Source organism: Thermus thermophilus HB8 (genome assembly GCF_000091545.1).
Classification (GTDB): Bacteria; Deinococcota; Deinococci; order Deinococcales; family Thermaceae; genus Thermus; species Thermus thermophilus.
The window spans coordinates 1,151,328-1,165,962 of record NC_006461.1 but is presented as its reverse complement, the minus strand read 5'-3'; the positions used below and the strand labels follow the sequence as shown (position 1 = coordinate 1,165,962).

Annotated in this window: 16 protein-coding genes and 1 pseudogene; 8 read left to right on the top strand and 9 right to left on the bottom strand. The window is 66.8% G+C overall.

What is annotated here, in order from left to right; translation table 11 throughout:
* Positions 1-39 precede the first annotated feature (39 nt).
* From trpS to TTH_RS06220, 3 genes are read left to right on the top strand one after another with little or no spacing between them, the layout of a single operon-like run.
* Complete coding sequence (gene trpS, locus TTH_RS06230) at positions 40-1,053, top strand: tryptophan--tRNA ligase (RefSeq protein ID WP_011173293.1); 1,014 nt, start codon at positions 40-42, stop codon at positions 1,051-1,053.
* Positions 1,050-1,706 (top strand): chromosome segregation protein ScpA, encoded by a 657-nt coding sequence (locus TTH_RS06225; RefSeq protein ID WP_011228532.1) that lies wholly within the window; start codon positions 1,050-1,052, stop codon positions 1,704-1,706. Before trpS ends, TTH_RS06225 begins: the two co-directional genes overlap by 4 nt.
* An 18-nt stretch (positions 1,707-1,724) precedes the next feature.
* Entirely contained in the window at positions 1,725-2,282 is a 558-nt protein-coding gene (locus TTH_RS06220) for a Uma2 family endonuclease (protein WP_011228531.1), read from the top strand.
* Here the strand turns inward: TTH_RS06220 and TTH_RS06215 are convergent.
* The 9 genes and pseudogenes from TTH_RS06215 to TTH_RS06170 form a co-directional block, all read right to left on the bottom strand.
* A pseudogene (locus TTH_RS06215) lies at positions 2,279-2,816 on the bottom strand (Uma2 family endonuclease). The gene TTH_RS06220 and the pseudogene TTH_RS06215 sit on opposite strands and share 4 nt — an antisense overlap.
* 75 nt (positions 2,817-2,891) lie before the next feature.
* Entirely contained in the window at positions 2,892-3,653 is a 762-nt protein-coding gene (locus TTH_RS06210) for a DUF1640 domain-containing protein (RefSeq protein WP_011228529.1), read from the bottom strand.
* 192 nt (positions 3,654-3,845) lie between these two features.
* On the bottom strand, positions 3,846-4,217 hold the full coding sequence (locus tag TTH_RS06200) for a prepilin-type N-terminal cleavage/methylation domain-containing protein (RefSeq protein WP_011228528.1): 372 nt from the start codon (positions 4,215-4,217) through the stop codon (positions 3,846-3,848).
* Between the two features lie 58 nt (positions 4,218-4,275).
* Entirely contained in the window at positions 4,276-4,644 is a 369-nt protein-coding gene (locus TTH_RS06195) for a prepilin-type N-terminal cleavage/methylation domain-containing protein (protein ID WP_011228527.1), read from the bottom strand.
* Positions 4,645-4,916: 272 nt separating this feature from the next.
* Positions 4,917-6,416, bottom strand: coding sequence for a pilus assembly PilX family protein (locus TTH_RS06190; RefSeq protein WP_011228526.1), 1,500 nt, complete (start codon positions 6,414-6,416; stop codon positions 4,917-4,919).
* A 13-nt stretch (positions 6,417-6,429) separates the two neighbouring features.
* Positions 6,430-7,140: a prepilin-type N-terminal cleavage/methylation domain-containing protein gene (locus TTH_RS06185; protein WP_011228525.1), complete on the bottom strand. Its 711-nt coding sequence runs from the start codon at positions 7,138-7,140 to the stop codon at positions 6,430-6,432.
* A complete protein-coding gene (locus tag TTH_RS06180) occupies positions 7,137-7,469 on the bottom strand; it encodes a type IV pilus modification PilV family protein (protein ID WP_224065211.1) in 333 nt (110 codons plus the stop codon). Before TTH_RS06180 ends, TTH_RS06185 begins: the two co-directional genes overlap by 4 nt.
* A 25-nt stretch (positions 7,470-7,494) precedes the next feature.
* Entirely contained in the window at positions 7,495-7,962 is a 468-nt protein-coding gene (locus TTH_RS06175; RefSeq protein WP_011228523.1) for a GspH/FimT family protein, read from the bottom strand.
* Between the two features lie 54 nt (positions 7,963-8,016).
* Positions 8,017-8,487 (bottom strand): GspH/FimT family protein, encoded by a 471-nt coding sequence (locus tag TTH_RS06170; protein ID WP_011228522.1) that lies wholly within the window; start codon positions 8,485-8,487, stop codon positions 8,017-8,019.
* A gap of 157 nt (positions 8,488-8,644) precedes the next feature.
* On the opposite strand from TTH_RS06170, the gene TTH_RS06165 reads away from it, so the two are divergent.
* The 5 genes from TTH_RS06165 (at position 8,645) to TTH_RS06145 (ending at position 14,607) form a co-directional block, all read left to right on the top strand.
* The gene (locus TTH_RS06165) at positions 8,645-9,625 is read left to right on the top strand and encodes a YpdA family putative bacillithiol disulfide reductase (RefSeq protein WP_011228521.1); all 981 of its coding nucleotides are present in this window, start codon (positions 8,645-8,647) and stop codon (positions 9,623-9,625) included.
* Between the two features lie 154 nt (positions 9,626-9,779).
* Entirely contained in the window at positions 9,780-11,468 is a 1,689-nt protein-coding gene (gene ilvB / locus TTH_RS06160) for a biosynthetic-type acetolactate synthase large subunit (RefSeq protein ID WP_011228519.1), read from the top strand.
* Positions 11,465-11,977, top strand: coding sequence for an acetolactate synthase small subunit (gene ilvN / locus TTH_RS06155; RefSeq protein ID WP_011173280.1), 513 nt, complete (start codon positions 11,465-11,467; stop codon positions 11,975-11,977). Before ilvB ends, ilvN begins: the two co-directional genes overlap by 4 nt.
* Complete coding sequence (gene ilvC, locus TTH_RS06150) at positions 11,974-12,987, top strand: ketol-acid reductoisomerase (protein ID WP_011173279.1); 1,014 nt, start codon at positions 11,974-11,976, stop codon at positions 12,985-12,987. The genes ilvN and ilvC overlap by 4 nt, the downstream gene beginning before the upstream one ends.
* Positions 12,988-13,044: 57 nt before the next feature.
* Positions 13,045-14,607: a 2-isopropylmalate synthase gene (locus TTH_RS06145; RefSeq protein ID WP_011228518.1), complete on the top strand. Its 1,563-nt coding sequence runs from the start codon at positions 13,045-13,047 to the stop codon at positions 14,605-14,607.
* Positions 14,608-14,635: the final 28 nt, after the last annotated feature.

Below are 14,635 nucleotides of genomic sequence, written 5' to 3'. Positions count from 1 at the left end.
CCCCCGCGAGGGGGCCTAAGCTTTTGCTACACTTAGGCCATGAAGCGGGTGCTTTCCGGCATCCAGCCCTCGGGGGAGATCCACATCGGCAACTACCTCGGGGCCATCAAGCAGTGGGTGGCCATCGGGGAGAAGCTGGGGCGGGACGCCTTCTTCTGCATCGTGGACTACCACGCCCTCACCAACCCCCTCGCCTACGACCCCTCTACCCTCGCCCAGCGCACCTTTGAGGCCGCCCTGGTCAACATCGCCGCGGGGCTTGACCCGGAGAAGGTCACCCTCTTCGTCCAGTCCCACGTGCCCGAGCACACTGAGCTCTCCTGGGTCTTCACCACCTTAACCCCCCTGGGGGACCTCACCCGCATGACCCAGTTCAAGGACAAGGCCAGCAAGCAGGAGACCGTCTGGTCTGGCCTCCTCATGTACCCGGTGCTCCAGGCGGCGGACATCCTCATCTACAAGGCGGACACCGTCCCCGTGGGGGAGGACCAGGTGCAGCACATTGAGCTCACCCGGGAGATCGCCCGCCGCTTCAACCACCTCTTCGGGGAGACCTTCCCCGAACCCCAGGCCCTCTTGAACCCAGAGGCCCCCCGGGTCCCCGGGATTGACGGCAAGGCCAAGATGAGCAAGTCCTTGGGCAACACCATCGGCCTCCTGGAGCCCGAGGAGAGCATCTGGCAGAAGATCCAGCACCTCCCCGACGACCCCCAGAGGATCCGCCTCTCCGACCCCGGGGACCCCGAGCGCACCATTCTTTTCACCTACCTCTCCTACTTCGCCCCCAAGGACCTGGTGGAGGCCCTGAAGGAGGAGTACCGGAAGGCGGGGGTGGGGACCTACGTGGTGAAGCGGATCCTCTTTGACCACCTCATGGAGGCCCTGCGCCCCATCCGGGAAAGGGCCGAGGCCCTGAAGAAGGACCCGGACTACGTGATGGATGCCCTTTTGGAGGGCGCCAAGCGGGCCAGGGCCGTGGCCCAGGCGACCATGGAGGAGGTGCGGGAGAAGGTGGGCCTCCTCCTGCCCAGGAAGCGGCCGGTCCTCCGGTGATCCGCATCGCCTTTCCCGGCTTTGAGGGGACCCCGGAGGCCCTGAGGGAGGCCCTGAGGCGGGGCCGGCTTTCCCCAAAGGAGGTGCCCGTCCTCGCCGTGTTGGAGCAGGCCCTGGCCCAGGTGCCGGAGGACCTCCGGGCGAAAAGCGAGCTCCTCCCCCTCCTCGCCGAGCTTCTGGTGCTGAAGCTCTCCCCGGAAAGGGCCCTCCTCCCCAAGGAGGAAGGGGAGGAGGCCCCCCTGGTCCAGGTCCTCGTGGACCTCTCCGAGATGGTGGCCTTCCTCGAGGCCCGCTTGGAGCGGCGGGCGCGGCTTCTCCCCGTGGCCCCGCCCCCCCTGCCCAGGCCCGCCCTGAGGCTTTCCCCAAAGTCCTTGGCCGAGGCGGCGAAGGGCTTCCGCAGGGCCGTTCTCCGGCTTCCCCGGGAGGCCTTCGGGGTGCGGGAGGCCTGGGAGCGGCTCAAGGGGGCGATCCGGGGCCGGGTGGCCTTCCAGAGCCTGCCGCTTGCCACCTGGGGCGAGAAGGCGGTGGGCTTCGCCGCCCTCCTCGAGGCCTTCCGCCTGGGCCGGGTGCGCCTCTTCCAGGAAGCCCCCTTCGCGCCCCTTTACGTGGAGCCTGTAGGGCTCCTGGAGGGGGACCTGGAGCGCACCGCCTAGGGAGGGTACAATGCCCTCATGGGCGAGGCGGCGAGGCCTCTGGAGCTTCTGGACGCCGAGGCCTACTTGGCCCTGGAGGAGCGGTCCCCCGTGCGCCACGAACTCTTTGAGGGCGTGCCCTACGCCATGGCGGGGGCAAGCCTTGCCCACAACCGCATCGTGGGCAACCTCTACGCCCTCCTCAGGCCTAGCGCCTTGGCCAAGGGGTGCCGCATCTACACCGAGACGGTGAAGCTCCGGGTCTCCGCCAGGACCTTCTACTACCCCGACCTCATGGTGGTCTGCCAGGGGGTTCCGCCCCACACCCACTACGAGGAGGCCCCCTGCCTGGTGGTGGAGGTGGTGTCCGAGGCCACCGAGGCCATAGACCGAAGGGAGAAGCTCTGGCGCTACCGGGAGATCCCGAGCCTACAGGCTTACCTCCTGGTGGACTCCCGGGAGAGGCGGGTGGAGGGCTACTTCCGCCAGGGGGAGGGCTGGCTCTACCGCCTGTGGGAGGGGGAAGGGGAGGTGGAGGTGGCTTGCCTCGAGGCTCGCTTTTCCGTTTCTGCCCTCTACGAGGGGGTAGCCTTCTAGAGGCCCTGGTACACCTCGGCGAGGTCCAGGTGCCCCCCTAGGCAGGGGAGGGGAAGCGTGCCTACCTCTGCCTCCCGGTACACCCAGCCCTCTCCTTCTCGGTAGTAGCCGAAGGCCCGGGGGGTGCGGGAGTCCAGGAGGAGGTAGGCTTGGAGGGTGGGCAGACCCAGGTACTTGCAGAGCTTTTCCCTCCGGTCCGTGGCCTCCGTGGAGTGCGAGAGCACCTCTATCACCAGGCAAGCCTTTTCCTTGTAGTATTCCCCGAGGTCTTCTTCGCAACATGAGGTCCGGGTAGTAGACCGTGGCCGCGTCCACCTTGAGCCGCATGTCGCTGGCATAGAGGCGGCAGCCCCGCTTCCGGGCCAGGGGGCCAAGGGCCAGGACCAGGTTCACCACCACCCGGTTGTGCCGGTCGCCCGTCCCGGCCATGGCGTGGGGGAAGCCTTCCACCAGCTCGTGCTTCACCGGGGCTTCCCGCTCCAAGGCGAGGTACTCTTCCAAGGTCAGGGGCCGCACCTGTTTGGCCGCGCCCATGGCTAGAGTGTAGGGCAGGCCGGAAAGCCTACGCCGCCTCATGGCGGGACGGCCACCCCCGCGCCGCCCGAGGGCTTAGCGGAGAAAGGTGAGGACGGCCAGGGCCGCCGCCAGGGCGGTGAAGTAGAGCATGAGCTTGTTGAAGGCGGTGTTGATCTCCGCCTTCACCTCCTGGCGGAGGCCCGCCATCTCCTGCCGCAGGCTTTGGATTTCCCCGCGCAGCTCGGTGGTCTCCGCCTTCACCTCCTGCCGAAGGCTCTGGATTTCCCCCTTAAGTTCCTGGCGGAGGCCGTTGAACTTTTCCTCCACCTCCCGGCGCAGGCCTCCGATCTCCGCCTTCACCTCCTGCCGAAGGCTCTGGATTTCCCCCTTAAGTTCCTGGCGGAGGCCGTTGAACTTTTCCTCCACCTCCCGGCGCAGGCCCCCGATCTCTTCCTTTACTTCCTGCCGCAGGCCAACGAGCTTTTCCTCCACCTCTTGGCGGAAGCTTGCCATTTCCTGACGGAGGCCCGCCATCTCCTGCCGCAGGCCCCCGATCTCTTCCTTTACTTCCTGCCGCAGGCCAACGAGCTTTTCCTCCACCTCTTGGCGGAAGCTTGCCATTTCCTGGCGGAGGCCCGCCATCTCCTGCCGCAGGCCCCCGATCTCTGCCTTCACTTCCTGGCGGAGGCCGTTGAACTTTTCCTCCACCTCCCGGCGCAGGGCCCCGATCTCCGCCTTGACCTCCTGGCGTAGGAGGTCCACGCGCCCCTCCAGGGAGGTGACCTGGCCCGGGAGGGTGGCCATGACCCCCTCCACGATCCCCTCCAGCTTGTAGAGGCGCTCCTCCGTGGTCATTGCCCTCAAGGTAGCACAGGTTGGGGGCGGGGGGTGGGGAAGGGCGGCGCCCTATCCAGGCCCGGAAGGGCCAGGTTCAGCGCCGCCCGGTCGCCCGCTGTGGCCATGGCGTGGGGGAAGCCTTCCACCAGCTCGTGCTTCACCGGGGCTTCCTGCTCCAGTGGGTAGACTCTCCCCCGTCCAACCCATGGCTTACGGAAGACTTGTAAGCGTTCCGTCTGAGCTCTTGTAAACCACTTTTTTTAGCGCGGCCCCGTCTAGTGAAGCCTCTATAACGTAGTCCAGGGCATTGAGATAGGTGATGGTGCACGCCGTTACAGTCTTGGGGCGCTGGCCAAAGCCACTCAGGCAATCGGTAAGATGGGTGGGGAGGGCTCCCGTGGAGGGGTCCCGCTGGGCTTCCAGGGCTAGGGCCACGTTCCGGACGTAGCTTTGCCCGGCCGCGAGGTTAGCCTTTTTACGGGCTGTAGCCGTAGGGAAATAGGAGAGAGTCAGGAAGAGGCCCAGCAAGACCATCACAATAAGGAGCTCCATCAAGGTGAAGCCTGCGCGCGTCTTCATCATCCGTATTGAGAAAAAGGGTCGGGAACACCCGACCCTTTAACTAACTTAGGCTGCCTCGTTACTGGAAGCTAAACTGCCCGGTGGAGCTGTCAAACGAGACAGAACCGTACCGGGCCCCGGTCAATTGGGCGGTAACCGTGAAGTTGACGCCGTCGTTGTTAGCTGTAACGTTGCATTGCGTGACCGAGGCAGGGGGGTTTGCGACGAATTGGTCACAGGCCTGAGGAAGCTGGGGCAACGCTCCAGTGGTGGGATCCCTTTCGGCCTCCACCGCCGTAGCCACGTTGCGCACGTAGGCCTGGGCGGCCGTGGTGTTGGCGTTCCTCCGAGCGTTGAGAAGGTTCGGAATGAGAACCGCAGCCAGGATGGCGATGATGGCGATGACGATCAGGAGCTCAATCAGGGTGAAGCCTTTCGCGTTCCGCATACCTCTCTATCCTCCTAAGGTTTCCCGCGCCTTCATGTATCGCGCGGCCATGAGTGCCTAGAGCCGACTTACCTGTTTTTCGCTTCACCTTACCTGCCTTCCCGTGCCTTTCTTACCCCTTTCTCACCTCCTTCCGAGGGTCATTCTTTCCCTTTGCCCCCTTGCTGTCAACTCCCCCTTTTGGGGGAGTCAACTTCAGGATGGGGGAGGGGTGTGAAAACGGTGTGAAAGCCGGACCCACCCCGCCGCCTGGAGCGGGCTTGGGCTAAGGATTACCTCCGGCTCAGGACCACGGGCCGGGGCCGGGTGCCAGTCTCTGTGTTGGGCAGGTCGCTGTTGAGGGCGTTGGAGTTTTGGATGTAGAACTGGCCCCCGCCGTTTCGGATGGTGCCCCCGAGGCTCACCGCCCCGCCGATAAAGGCCCCGGTGCCGTTGAAGGTGATGGTCCCTCCCGCCCACAGGAAGGCGTGGGTGTCCGCCCGGCCGTTGAAGGTGATGTCCCCCTCGCTCACCACCAGGAGGGCGCGGTTATTCAGCAGGTCGGCCCGGCCGTTGAAGGTAAGGGACTGCCGGGAGGCGAGGGTAGAGTCGCCCCGGAAGGTGGCGCCGTTGTTCAGGTTGAGGGTTCCCCCTGTGTAGAAGCGGCTGTCCGTGGTCTGGAGGTCCCCGAGGTTGATGCCCGACCCGGCGGCCACGCTCACCCCGTTGAGGGTGACAGTCCCGTTGACCTGGAAGGTGCCGCCCACGTAGAAGGTAACGTTGCCCAAAGAAGTGCCACCTGGAAGAGTAACGTTATTCTGAACGCACACCCTGAGCCCACTCCCGTTCAGGGCGTTGAGCACTAGGGGAAGGAGCTGGTTGACGTCCTGAGGGAAGCTCCCGGAGATGCCCCTACTCAGGAGGAACTGCGTGAGCTCGCCAGCGTTTCCTGGGTCTAGGCTGGTGAAGCGGACGTCGCAGAGGCGATTCGTGGTGGCGTCGGTGTAGGGGCTGCTGGCCCTGACCCCAAGGCGGTCCTTGCTGATCGCGTCCACGTCGGGCTTGCGAATGCGGGTGGCCTGGTCCCATCGCACTTGCCTACCTGTGACGGCGTCCAGGCACGTGAGGTTGGGGTCGGAGGGGGTCTGATACACCGGGCAGACCTTATACTTGGGCGCGGAACCATCGCAGACCACCTTGTTGTTCCCGCTCGCGTTGCACTGGGTGTCCGTGACCCCTTGCCCTCCCGTGATGGGCGGTGGGTTGACCTGGTTAAGGTTTTTGCAGTTTTGACCTGAGCTGTCGCAAACCCCGATTTGGCCCGAGAGGTTGGCGTAGCCTTGGTCGGCGTGGAGCCGGCTTCCCCACAGGTCCACCCCCCCGTTGATGGTGATGCGCCCGCCGCTGATCCATCCCTGGCCAAACAGGGGGTTTTGCGCCTGGGCGGGAACGGGCTGGAGGCGCACCACGGCCACGGCGGTGTGCCGGGCGAGGCCCATCTGCCCCTGGCTTTCTATCCGGATCTCATCTCCCTGGGGGTTCTGGGGGGTGAGGGTGACCTGGTAGCCTTGGCCGGAGAGGGTTTTGGGGGCGCTTAAGGCCGTCTTGCCGTCAAGGTAAGCCAGGGCGTGGTCCACGCCCGCCTCCGCCCGCTGGCGGGCCTGGGCCCGGTTCAGGAGGTCGCTCCCGGTCTTAAGGTTGCCTAGGGCGCTTTGCACCATGGCCAGGGAGAGCATGAGGATCACCGTCATCCCGATGAGGGCCACCACCACTGCTATGCCTTTCCGGTTCATCCCGTTCCTCCCTTCAGCGGGCCAGGTTGGGGGTCTGGACGATCCAGAGCTTCTCGGCCCGCAAACGTCCGTCGTTTGGCGCACCGGGAAGTTCCAGAAGGCTGGAGGTAAGCCCAGGGGGGTAGCTCAGGGTGCTCCCCGGGGTGAAGGCCGGGGCCCCGCCCCGCACGGGGACGGAGGCCAGGAGGTAAAGAGCCAAGGCGCTTACCTTGGGGCTTGCGCCTTCTGGCCTTAGGTTCACGGCCTGTGCCTGGCGCTTCCAGGTGCCCCCTTCCAGGTAGGCCACCCGGAAGGCCTCTACCTGCACCTCGTCCCCTCCAAGAACGGGGTTATTGGGTAAAGGCGCGCAACCCTCACCCTTGCAAGCGCCCCAGCGAAGAGCCCCCTGGTTCACCTCGTAGCCCGTGCCCCTTACCTCCCCCATGCTTTCCCCACAGATCTCCTCCATACCCGCTTCGCACAGGAACCACCCCTGGACCCCGTCTCCCTGAGAGCTAGGGCTTAGCACTAGGGCCTGGCCCGTGAGGCGGTAGCCCACCGTGTAGAGCTCCCGGGCGAGGACGGTGGCGGTGAGGCTCAGCTCGTCGGCGAGCCGCCCCCTCGCCCTTTCCCGCTCCCTTAGGGTGGCGCTGGAGTTTTCCAGGGCCAGCACCACCAGCAAGAGGCTCCCCATGAGGACGGAGGCCAGCAAGAGCTCTAGGAGCGAAAACCCGTGCCTTCTCATGGCCGATACACCACCGTTTCCAGCCGCTTTTCTTCCACCCTCAGGACCACCTGGAAGGCCCGCACGTCCCCCGCGGTGGGGCAGGCGAGGCCGCCGTCTTGGGCTACGTTGCAGGGGATAGCGGTGCAGGTGCCCTGTTTTCCCCCGAGGGCTAGGGCGCCGTTGCAAAGGGCGGGGATGCCCTGGGGGTCCTGCCTAAGCCTTTCCATAAAGTTTTCCATCTCCCGGACCACGGTCTGGAGCTCCCGACCCTGCTGGCCCGCGCGTAGGCTTGCCACCTGCAGGGAGGTGAAGGCCAGCACCACCACGGCGAGGAGCCCCAAAGCCAAAATTACCTCCAGTAAGGTGAGACCTTTACGGGCACCCATCCCCACTCACCTCCCGCACCCTTCCTCCCATGGCTACGCACAGGGTGAGGGTCCGCCCGCCCAGGCGCAGGGCCAGGCGCGCTCCCGTGTTGGGCCTCCCCAGGGCGTTGAAGCGAAGGCCGGGGGAGAAGCCGCTCCTTAGGTCCAGGGCCGCGCCGTACCCTCCCGGGTCAAACCGGCGCAGGACAGCTTCCCTCGCATCGCACGCCCGGTTTCGGTTTTCGTCCACGCAGCTTAGGAGCCCCCGGCCCTCCGGGACCACCGCCACCCCCGTTCCCCTGCGGATGGCCTCGGTGCGGGCGGCGAGGAGGAAAGTCTTGAGCTCGGCCCCCGCCGCCCGGAGGCGGTAAGCGGTGCTGTAGTTGGTGTAAGCAAGGCTGCCCAGGATGCCCAGGACGGCCAGGACCACGAGAAGTTCCAGCAAGCTGAGGCCGTGTCTCACCCAAGGAGCCATTTCGCTAAACCACTTTAGGAGCTCGCCCTCGGGTGCGCATCCCCCAAATGGGGGTCACTCCAGGCGGGCCCGGCCCTGCTGGGAGATGACCACCTTGCGGGTGGCGCCCCCTGAGGTGAGGACGAGCGTGGCGGTGATGGGCTTGGCCGGGATGCCCCGGGGGTCAAAGAGGAGGGGCATGTTGCCGAGGGCGCTCTTCTCCGGGTCCAGGCGCACTCGGGCCCAGTTCCCTTGGCCGAAGCGGGTCGCGCCGAACTCCTCCCCGGGGTCGTAGCGGCGGTTGGCGTTTTGGTCCACGAAGAGCAGGTAACCCCCCGCTCCTTCGGTGAACACCTGAAGGCCCACGAAGGCGTTCCGGCGGATGGCCTCGAGCCTTGCCCGGGTCACCTGGGTGGCGAGGGAGCGGGCGGCCTGGTCCAGGGCGAGGCGGTTGGGGGAAAGAAGTGGAAGGGCCAGCCCTAGGAAGACCCCCAGGATGCCCAAGACCAGCAGGAGCTCCAAAAGGGTAAGGCCCCGCCGAGTCATCTTCGGTTTAAGTCTAGCGAATGGAATCCAGAACCGGGAGGCGTGTTTGAGGTTTTTCAAGCTTCAGGCCAGGAGGTCCGAGGACGCGGCCCAAGCGTCTGGGCCCTTGTGAGCCACCCCACGGGGGAGGCCCGTCCGTTGCCGTAAACTCAGGGCCATGGTGGACGTCCTCGTGGTGGGCGCGGGTCCCGTGGGGCTTTGCGCCGCCCTTTGGGCCAAGCGGCTCGGCCTCTCCCACCTGGTCCTGGAGCGGGGCACGGTGGCGGAGACCGTCTACCGCTTTCCCCGGGACATGGTCTTCTTCTCCGAGGCCAAGAACATTGAGATCGGGGGCCATCCCTTGGTCGCCCAAGGCCCCAAGCCCACCCGCAAGGAGGCCCTCCTCTACTACCAGCGGGTGGCGGAGCGGGAGGGGCTAAGCGTCCTCACCTACACCGAGGTCCTGAGCATCCGGGGCCGGGAGGGGGCCTTCCAGGTCCTGGCCAAAGACCGCAAGGGGGAGCGGGCCTTCTCGGCCCGGTACGTGGTGGTGGCCACGGGCTACTTCGGGAACCCGAACCGCCTGGGCGTCCCGGGGGAGGACCTCCCCCACGTCCTCCACCGCTACGAGGAGGCCGCCCCCTTCTTCGGGCGGGAGGTGGCGGTGGTGGGGGGGTCCAACTCGGCGGTGGAGGCGGCCTTGGACCTCTACCGCGGCGGGGCGAGGGTCACCCTCGTCCACCGGGGAAAGTGGGTCCGGCCCTCGGTGAAGTACTGGCTCCTCCCCGACTTTGAGAACCGGGTCAAGGAGGGGAGCATCCGGGCGGTCATGGAGGCCCGGGTGGAGGCCATCACCCCGGAGGGGCTTTGGCTTTCTAGGCCCTCTGGGCGGGAGTTCCTGCCCGCCGACTTCGTGGTGGTTCTCATCGGCTACCGGGCGGAAGACCGCCTCCTTAGGGAGGCGGGGGTGGCCTACGAGGGGGAGAGGCCCTGGCTTTCCCCGGAGTGGGAGACCTCCGTTCCCGGCCTCTTCGCCGTGGGCTCCTGCGCCTACGGGCCCGACACCCGCTCCGTCTTCATTGAGAACGGCCGGGAGCACGCTAGGGCCGCCCTCACCGCCATCGCCGCCCGGGTGCGGGGCTTGACACCGAGGCCTTAGGGGGCTATCCTTAGCGGCAAGATGCGTTCCGGGCTCGCCCTATCCCTAGCCCTGGTCCTAATCGTAGGGCCAGCGGGGGGTAGGGCGTAGCGCTTTAGGGCGCATCCCATAACCCCCCGGGCCAACCGGGGGTTTCAAGTTTAAGGAGGGGTCCATGAAGGGAGCGGAGGCACTTTTAAGGGCGCTGGAGCGGGAAGGGGTGGAGGTGATCTTCGGCCACCCGGGCGGGGCGATCATGCCCACCTACGACGCCCTCTACGACAGCCCCATCCGCCACATCCTGGTGCGGCACGAGCAGGGCGGGGTCCATGCGGCCACCGCCTACGCCCGCGCCTCAGGCCGGGTGGGGGTGGTCATGGCCACCTCGGGCCCCGGGGCCCTGAACCTGGTCACGGGCCTCGCGGACGCCATGATGGACTCCACCCCGGTGGTGGCCATCACCGGGAACGTCCCCCGGGCCCTCATCGGCACCGACGCCTTCCAGGAGGCGGACGTCACCGGGGTTACCATGCCCATCACCAAGCACAACTACCTGGTCCAGGACGTGAACGAGATCCCCCGGGTGGTGAAGGAGGCCTTCCACATCGCCGCCACCGGCCGCCCCGGCCCCGTGCTCATTGACATCCCCAAGGACGTGCAGCTTGCGGAGTTCACGGGGAGCTTTGACGTGAAGCTGGACCTCCCCGGGTACAAGCCCACCCTGAAGGGGCACCCCAAGCAGATTGAGAGGGCCCTGGACGCCCTGGAGAAGGCGGAGCGCCCCGTCCTCATGGTGGGGGGTGGGGCGCAGCACGCCCACGCCGAGCTCCTCGCCTTCGCCGAGAAGACGGGGCTTCCCGTGATCACCACCCTCATGGGCCTCGGGGCCTTCCCCGGGAACCACCCCTTGTGGCTCGGGATGCCGGGGATGCACGGCACCGTGGCCGCCAACCGGGCCATCCACCACGCGGACGTGATCCTCGCCATCGGCCTCCGCTTTGACGACCGGGTCACGGGCAAGGTCTCCCGCTTCGCCCCCCACGCCCACACCATCATCCACGTGGACATAGACCCCGCCGAGATCGGCAAGGTGGTGCGCACCCACATCCCCATCGTGGGGGACTCGAGGCTCGTCCTCAAGGAGCTCCTCAAGGGGGCGAAGGCCTTGAGGCTTGCCGCCTGGTGGCGGGAGCTCGAGGAGTGGCGCACCCGCTACCCCTTGCGCTACAGGCCCAAGCCCCACCTGCAGAGCCAGGAGGTGATCCGGGCCTTCTACGAGGCCACGGGAGGACACGCCATCGTCACCACGGGGGTGGGGCAGCACCAGATGTTCGCCGCCCAGTTCTTCCCCGTGACGAGGCCGAGGAGCTTCCTCACCAGTGGGGGCCTCGGCACCATGGGGGTGGGGCTTCCCTTCGCCATCGGGGCCAAGATCGCCCGCCCTGAGGAGCTCGTCATTGACTTTGACGGGGACGGCTCCTTCCAGATGACCCTGCAGGAGCTGGCCACGGTGGTGAAGTACAAGCTGGACGTGAAGGTCGTCATCCTGAACAACGGCTACCTGGGCATGGTGCGCCAGTGGCAGGACCTCTTCCACGCCAAGCGCTACAGCGAGGTCTACCTGGCGGACTCCAACCCCGACTTCGCCCGCCTCGCCGAGGCCTACGGGATCAAGGGGGTGAGGGTGGAGCGGAAGGAGGACCTCATGAAGGGGGTGGAGGCCGTCCTGAACGCCGACGGCCCCGTGGTGGCCGAGTTCAAGGTCTACCAGGAGGAGGGGGTCTTCCCCATGATCCCCGCCGGGGGCGCGGCCGAGGACATGATCCTCGAGCCTCCCGAGGAGAAGGAGGAGGTGGGGGCGTGAGGCACGTCATCTCCGTTTTGGTGCAGGACCACCCCAGGGTCTTGAACCGCATCACGGGCCTTTTCGCAAGGCGCGGCTTCAACCTGGAAAGCCTCGCCGTGGGCACCACCCACCAGCCGGGGCTTTCCCGGATCTGCCTCGTGGTCTCCGGGGACGACCGCACCCTGGAGCAGGTGGAGAAGCAGCTTAACCGGCTCATTGAGGTGCTTAAGGTCACGGACCACACCGAGCCCCACGTGGAGCGGGAGCTCTGCCTGGTGAAGGTCCACGTGGCGGGCCTCGAGGAGCGCCTCGCCGTCAAGGACATCCAGGAGGCTTTCCGGGCGAGGGTGGTGGACGTGGCCCAGAAGAGCCTCATCCTGGAGCTCACCGGGGACACCCAGAAGGTCAACTCCTTTATTGAGGCCTTGAGACCCTACGGGATCCTCGAGGTCATGCGCACCGGCGCGGTGGCCATGAGCCGGGGAGACCGGGTCTTGAAGGTGCGGGAGAAGAAGGAGGCGGTATGAAGATCTACTACGAGCACGACGCGGACCTTGGCTTCATCCTGGGCAAGAAGGTGGCGGTCTTGGGCTTCGGCTCCCAGGGGCACGCCCACGCCCTGAACCTCAAGGACTCGGGGGTGGACGTGCGCGTGGGCCTGCGCAAAGGGTCTAGGAGCTGGGAGAAGGCGGAGGCCGCCGGGCTTAGGGTCCTCCCCGTGGCCGAGGCGGTGCGGGAGGCCGACGTCGTCATGGTCCTCCTCCCCGACGAGAAGCAGGCCCAGGTCTACCGGGAGGAGGTGGAGCCCAACCTCAAGGAGGGCGGGGCCCTGGCCTTCGCCCACGGCTTCAACGTCCACTTCGGCCAGATCAAGCCCCGCAAGGACCTGGACGTCTGGATGGTGGCCCCCAAGGGCCCGGGCCACTTGGTGCGCTCGGAGTACCAGAAGGGAAGCGGGGTCCCGGCCCTCGTGGCCGTGCACCAGGACGCCTCGGGAAGCGCCTTCCCCACCGCCCTCGCCTACGCCAAGGCCATCGGGGCGGCCCGGGCCGGGGTCATCGCCACCACCTTCAAGGACGAGACGGAGACGGACCTCTTCGGGGAGCAGGCGGTGCTTTGCGGGGGGCTCACCCGGCTCATCCGGGCGGGGTTTGAGACCCTGGTGGAGGCGGGCTACCCCCCGGAGATGGCCTACTTTGAGACCGTCCACGAGGTGAAGCTCATCGTGGACCTCATCTACGAGGCGGGGCTTAAGGGGATGCGCTACTCCATCTCCAACACCGCCGAGTACGGGGACTACACCCGGGGCGACCTCGCCGTGCCCCTGGAGGAGACCAAGCGCCGCATGCGGGAGATCCTGCGCCAGATCCAGTCCGGGGAGTTCGCCCGGGAGTGGATGCTGGAGAACCAGGTGGGAAGCCCGGTTCTGGAGGCCAACCGCAAGCGCTGGGCGGCCCACCCCATTGAGGAGGTGGGCTCGAGGCTTCGCGCCATGATGCCCTTCCTCAAGGCCAGGGTAATGGAGGAGGTAGGCTAAGGGCTTGGACGGGGCCCCTTCGGGGGCCCCTGTGCGCTTTTAGGGAGGTGAAGGAAGATGGAGAAGGAACGGCACATCCGGATCTTTGACACCACGCTCAGGGACGGGGAGCAAAGCCCAGGGGTGGCCCTCTCCCTGGACCAGAAGCTGGAGATCGCCCAGGCCCTCGCCCAGCTCAACGTGGACATCATTGAGGCGGGCTTCCCCGTATCGGGGCCCATGGAGTTTGAGGCGGTGCGCCGCATCGCCACCGAGGTCAAGGGCCCCATCATCGCCGCCCTCGCCCGCACCCACACCCTGGACATTGACCAGGCGGCCAAGGCCCTGGAGAAGGCGGAGAAGCCCAGGATCCACGTCTTCACCTCCGCCTCCAAGGTCCACCTGCAGTACATGCTGAGGAAGACGGAGGAGGAGGTCCTGGAGATGGCGGATAGAATGGTCCGCTACGCCAGGAGGTACGTGGACGACGTGGAGTTCTCCGCCCAGGACGTGATGCGGGCGGACTGGGAGTTCGTCAAGAGGCTTTACGAGGTGGCCATTGAGGCCGGGGCCACCACCATCAACATCCCCGACACCACGGGCTACGGCACGCCCCAGGAGTACGGGGCCCTGATCCGCAGGATCCGGGACGAGGTGGTGCGGGGGCGGGACGTGGTCATCTCCACCCACACCCACGACGACCTGGGCATGGCCACGGCCAACGCCCTGGCGGGCGTGGAGAACGGGGCGGGCCAGATTGAGTGCACCATCAACGGCATCGGGGAGCGGGCGGGGAACTGCGCCCTGGAGGAGGTGGTCATGGCCCTCTACGTCCGCCGGGACTGGTACAAGGCCTACACGCGGATCAACACCCGGGAGATCTACCGGGTGAGCCGCCTGGTGGAGCGCTACACCGGGATGCCCGTCCCCCCCAACAAGGCCATCGTGGGGGACAACGCCTTCGCCCACGAGTCGGGGATCCACCAGGACGGGGTCATCAAGCACCGGGCCACCTACGAGATCATGGACGCCGAGCTCATCGGGAGGCGGCCCGCCGTGCTCGTCCTCGGCAAGCACTCGGGCCGGGCGGCTTTTAAAAAGGCCCTCGAGGACCTGGGCTACAAGGACCTCTCCGAGGAGGAGGTGAAGAAGCTCTTCGCCCGCTTCAAGGAGATCGCCGAGAAGAAGGGGCCCCTTTCCGCCGAGGAGCTCCAGGCCCTGGTGGAAAGCGAGCGGGAGCCCACCTCCCACTTCTTCCAGCTGGAGCATGTCCAGTTTTTCTCGGGCTCCGGGCTCCTGCCCACGGCCACGGTCAAGGTGAAGACCCCGGACGGGGAGAGGCTCGCCACCCACACCGGGGACGGTCCCGTGGATGCCGTGTACAAGGCCATCCAGGAGGCCATCGGCCTGAGGCCGGAGCTTGAGCTCTACCGGGTGGAGGCCATCACGGGGAGCACCGAGGCCTTGGGCCAGGTCACGGTGCGCCTCCGGCTCGGCGAGCTCCAGGCCGTGGGGGTGGGGGTCTCCCCGGACATCATTGAGGCGAGCGCCTTGGCCTTTTTGGACGCCGCCGGGAAGCTCGCCTCGGGCCGGGCCACCCGGCACCCGCCCTCCATTGAGGAGGTCCACCGTGGGGTCTAGGGGTGGGGGCTTTTAGGAAGCGTCCGTG

Excerpts from the sequence above, each read along its gene's own strand:
- trpS (WP_011173293.1), top strand. The coding sequence starts at position 40 with ATGAAGCGGGTGCTTTCCGGCATCCAGCCCTCGGGGGAGATCCACATC.
- TTH_RS06220 (WP_011228531.1), top strand. The coding sequence starts at position 1,725 with ATGGGCGAGGCGGCGAGGCCTCTGGAGCTTCTGGACGCCGAGGCCTAC.
- TTH_RS06210 (WP_011228529.1), bottom strand. The coding sequence starts at position 3,653 with ATGACCACGGAGGAGCGCCTCTACAAGCTGGAGGGGATCGTGGAGGGG.
- TTH_RS06200 (WP_011228528.1), bottom strand. The coding sequence starts at position 4,217 with ATGATGAAGACGCGCGCAGGCTTCACCTTGATGGAGCTCCTTATTGTG.
- TTH_RS06195 (WP_011228527.1), bottom strand. The coding sequence starts at position 4,644 with ATGCGGAACGCGAAAGGCTTCACCCTGATTGAGCTCCTGATCGTCATC.
- TTH_RS06190 (WP_011228526.1), bottom strand. The coding sequence starts at position 6,416 with ATGAACCGGAAAGGCATAGCAGTGGTGGTGGCCCTCATCGGGATGACG.
- TTH_RS06185 (WP_011228525.1), bottom strand. The coding sequence starts at position 7,140 with ATGAGAAGGCACGGGTTTTCGCTCCTAGAGCTCTTGCTGGCCTCCGTC.
- TTH_RS06175 (WP_011228523.1), bottom strand. The coding sequence starts at position 7,962 with ATGGCTCCTTGGGTGAGACACGGCCTCAGCTTGCTGGAACTTCTCGTG.
- TTH_RS06170 (WP_011228522.1), bottom strand. The coding sequence starts at position 8,487 with ATGACTCGGCGGGGCCTTACCCTTTTGGAGCTCCTGCTGGTCTTGGGC.
- TTH_RS06165 (WP_011228521.1), top strand. The coding sequence starts at position 8,645 with ATGGTGGACGTCCTCGTGGTGGGCGCGGGTCCCGTGGGGCTTTGCGCC.
- ilvB (WP_011228519.1), top strand. The coding sequence starts at position 9,780 with ATGAAGGGAGCGGAGGCACTTTTAAGGGCGCTGGAGCGGGAAGGGGTG.
- ilvC (WP_011173279.1), top strand. The coding sequence starts at position 11,974 with ATGAAGATCTACTACGAGCACGACGCGGACCTTGGCTTCATCCTGGGC.
- TTH_RS06145 (WP_011228518.1), top strand. The coding sequence starts at position 13,045 with ATGGAGAAGGAACGGCACATCCGGATCTTTGACACCACGCTCAGGGAC.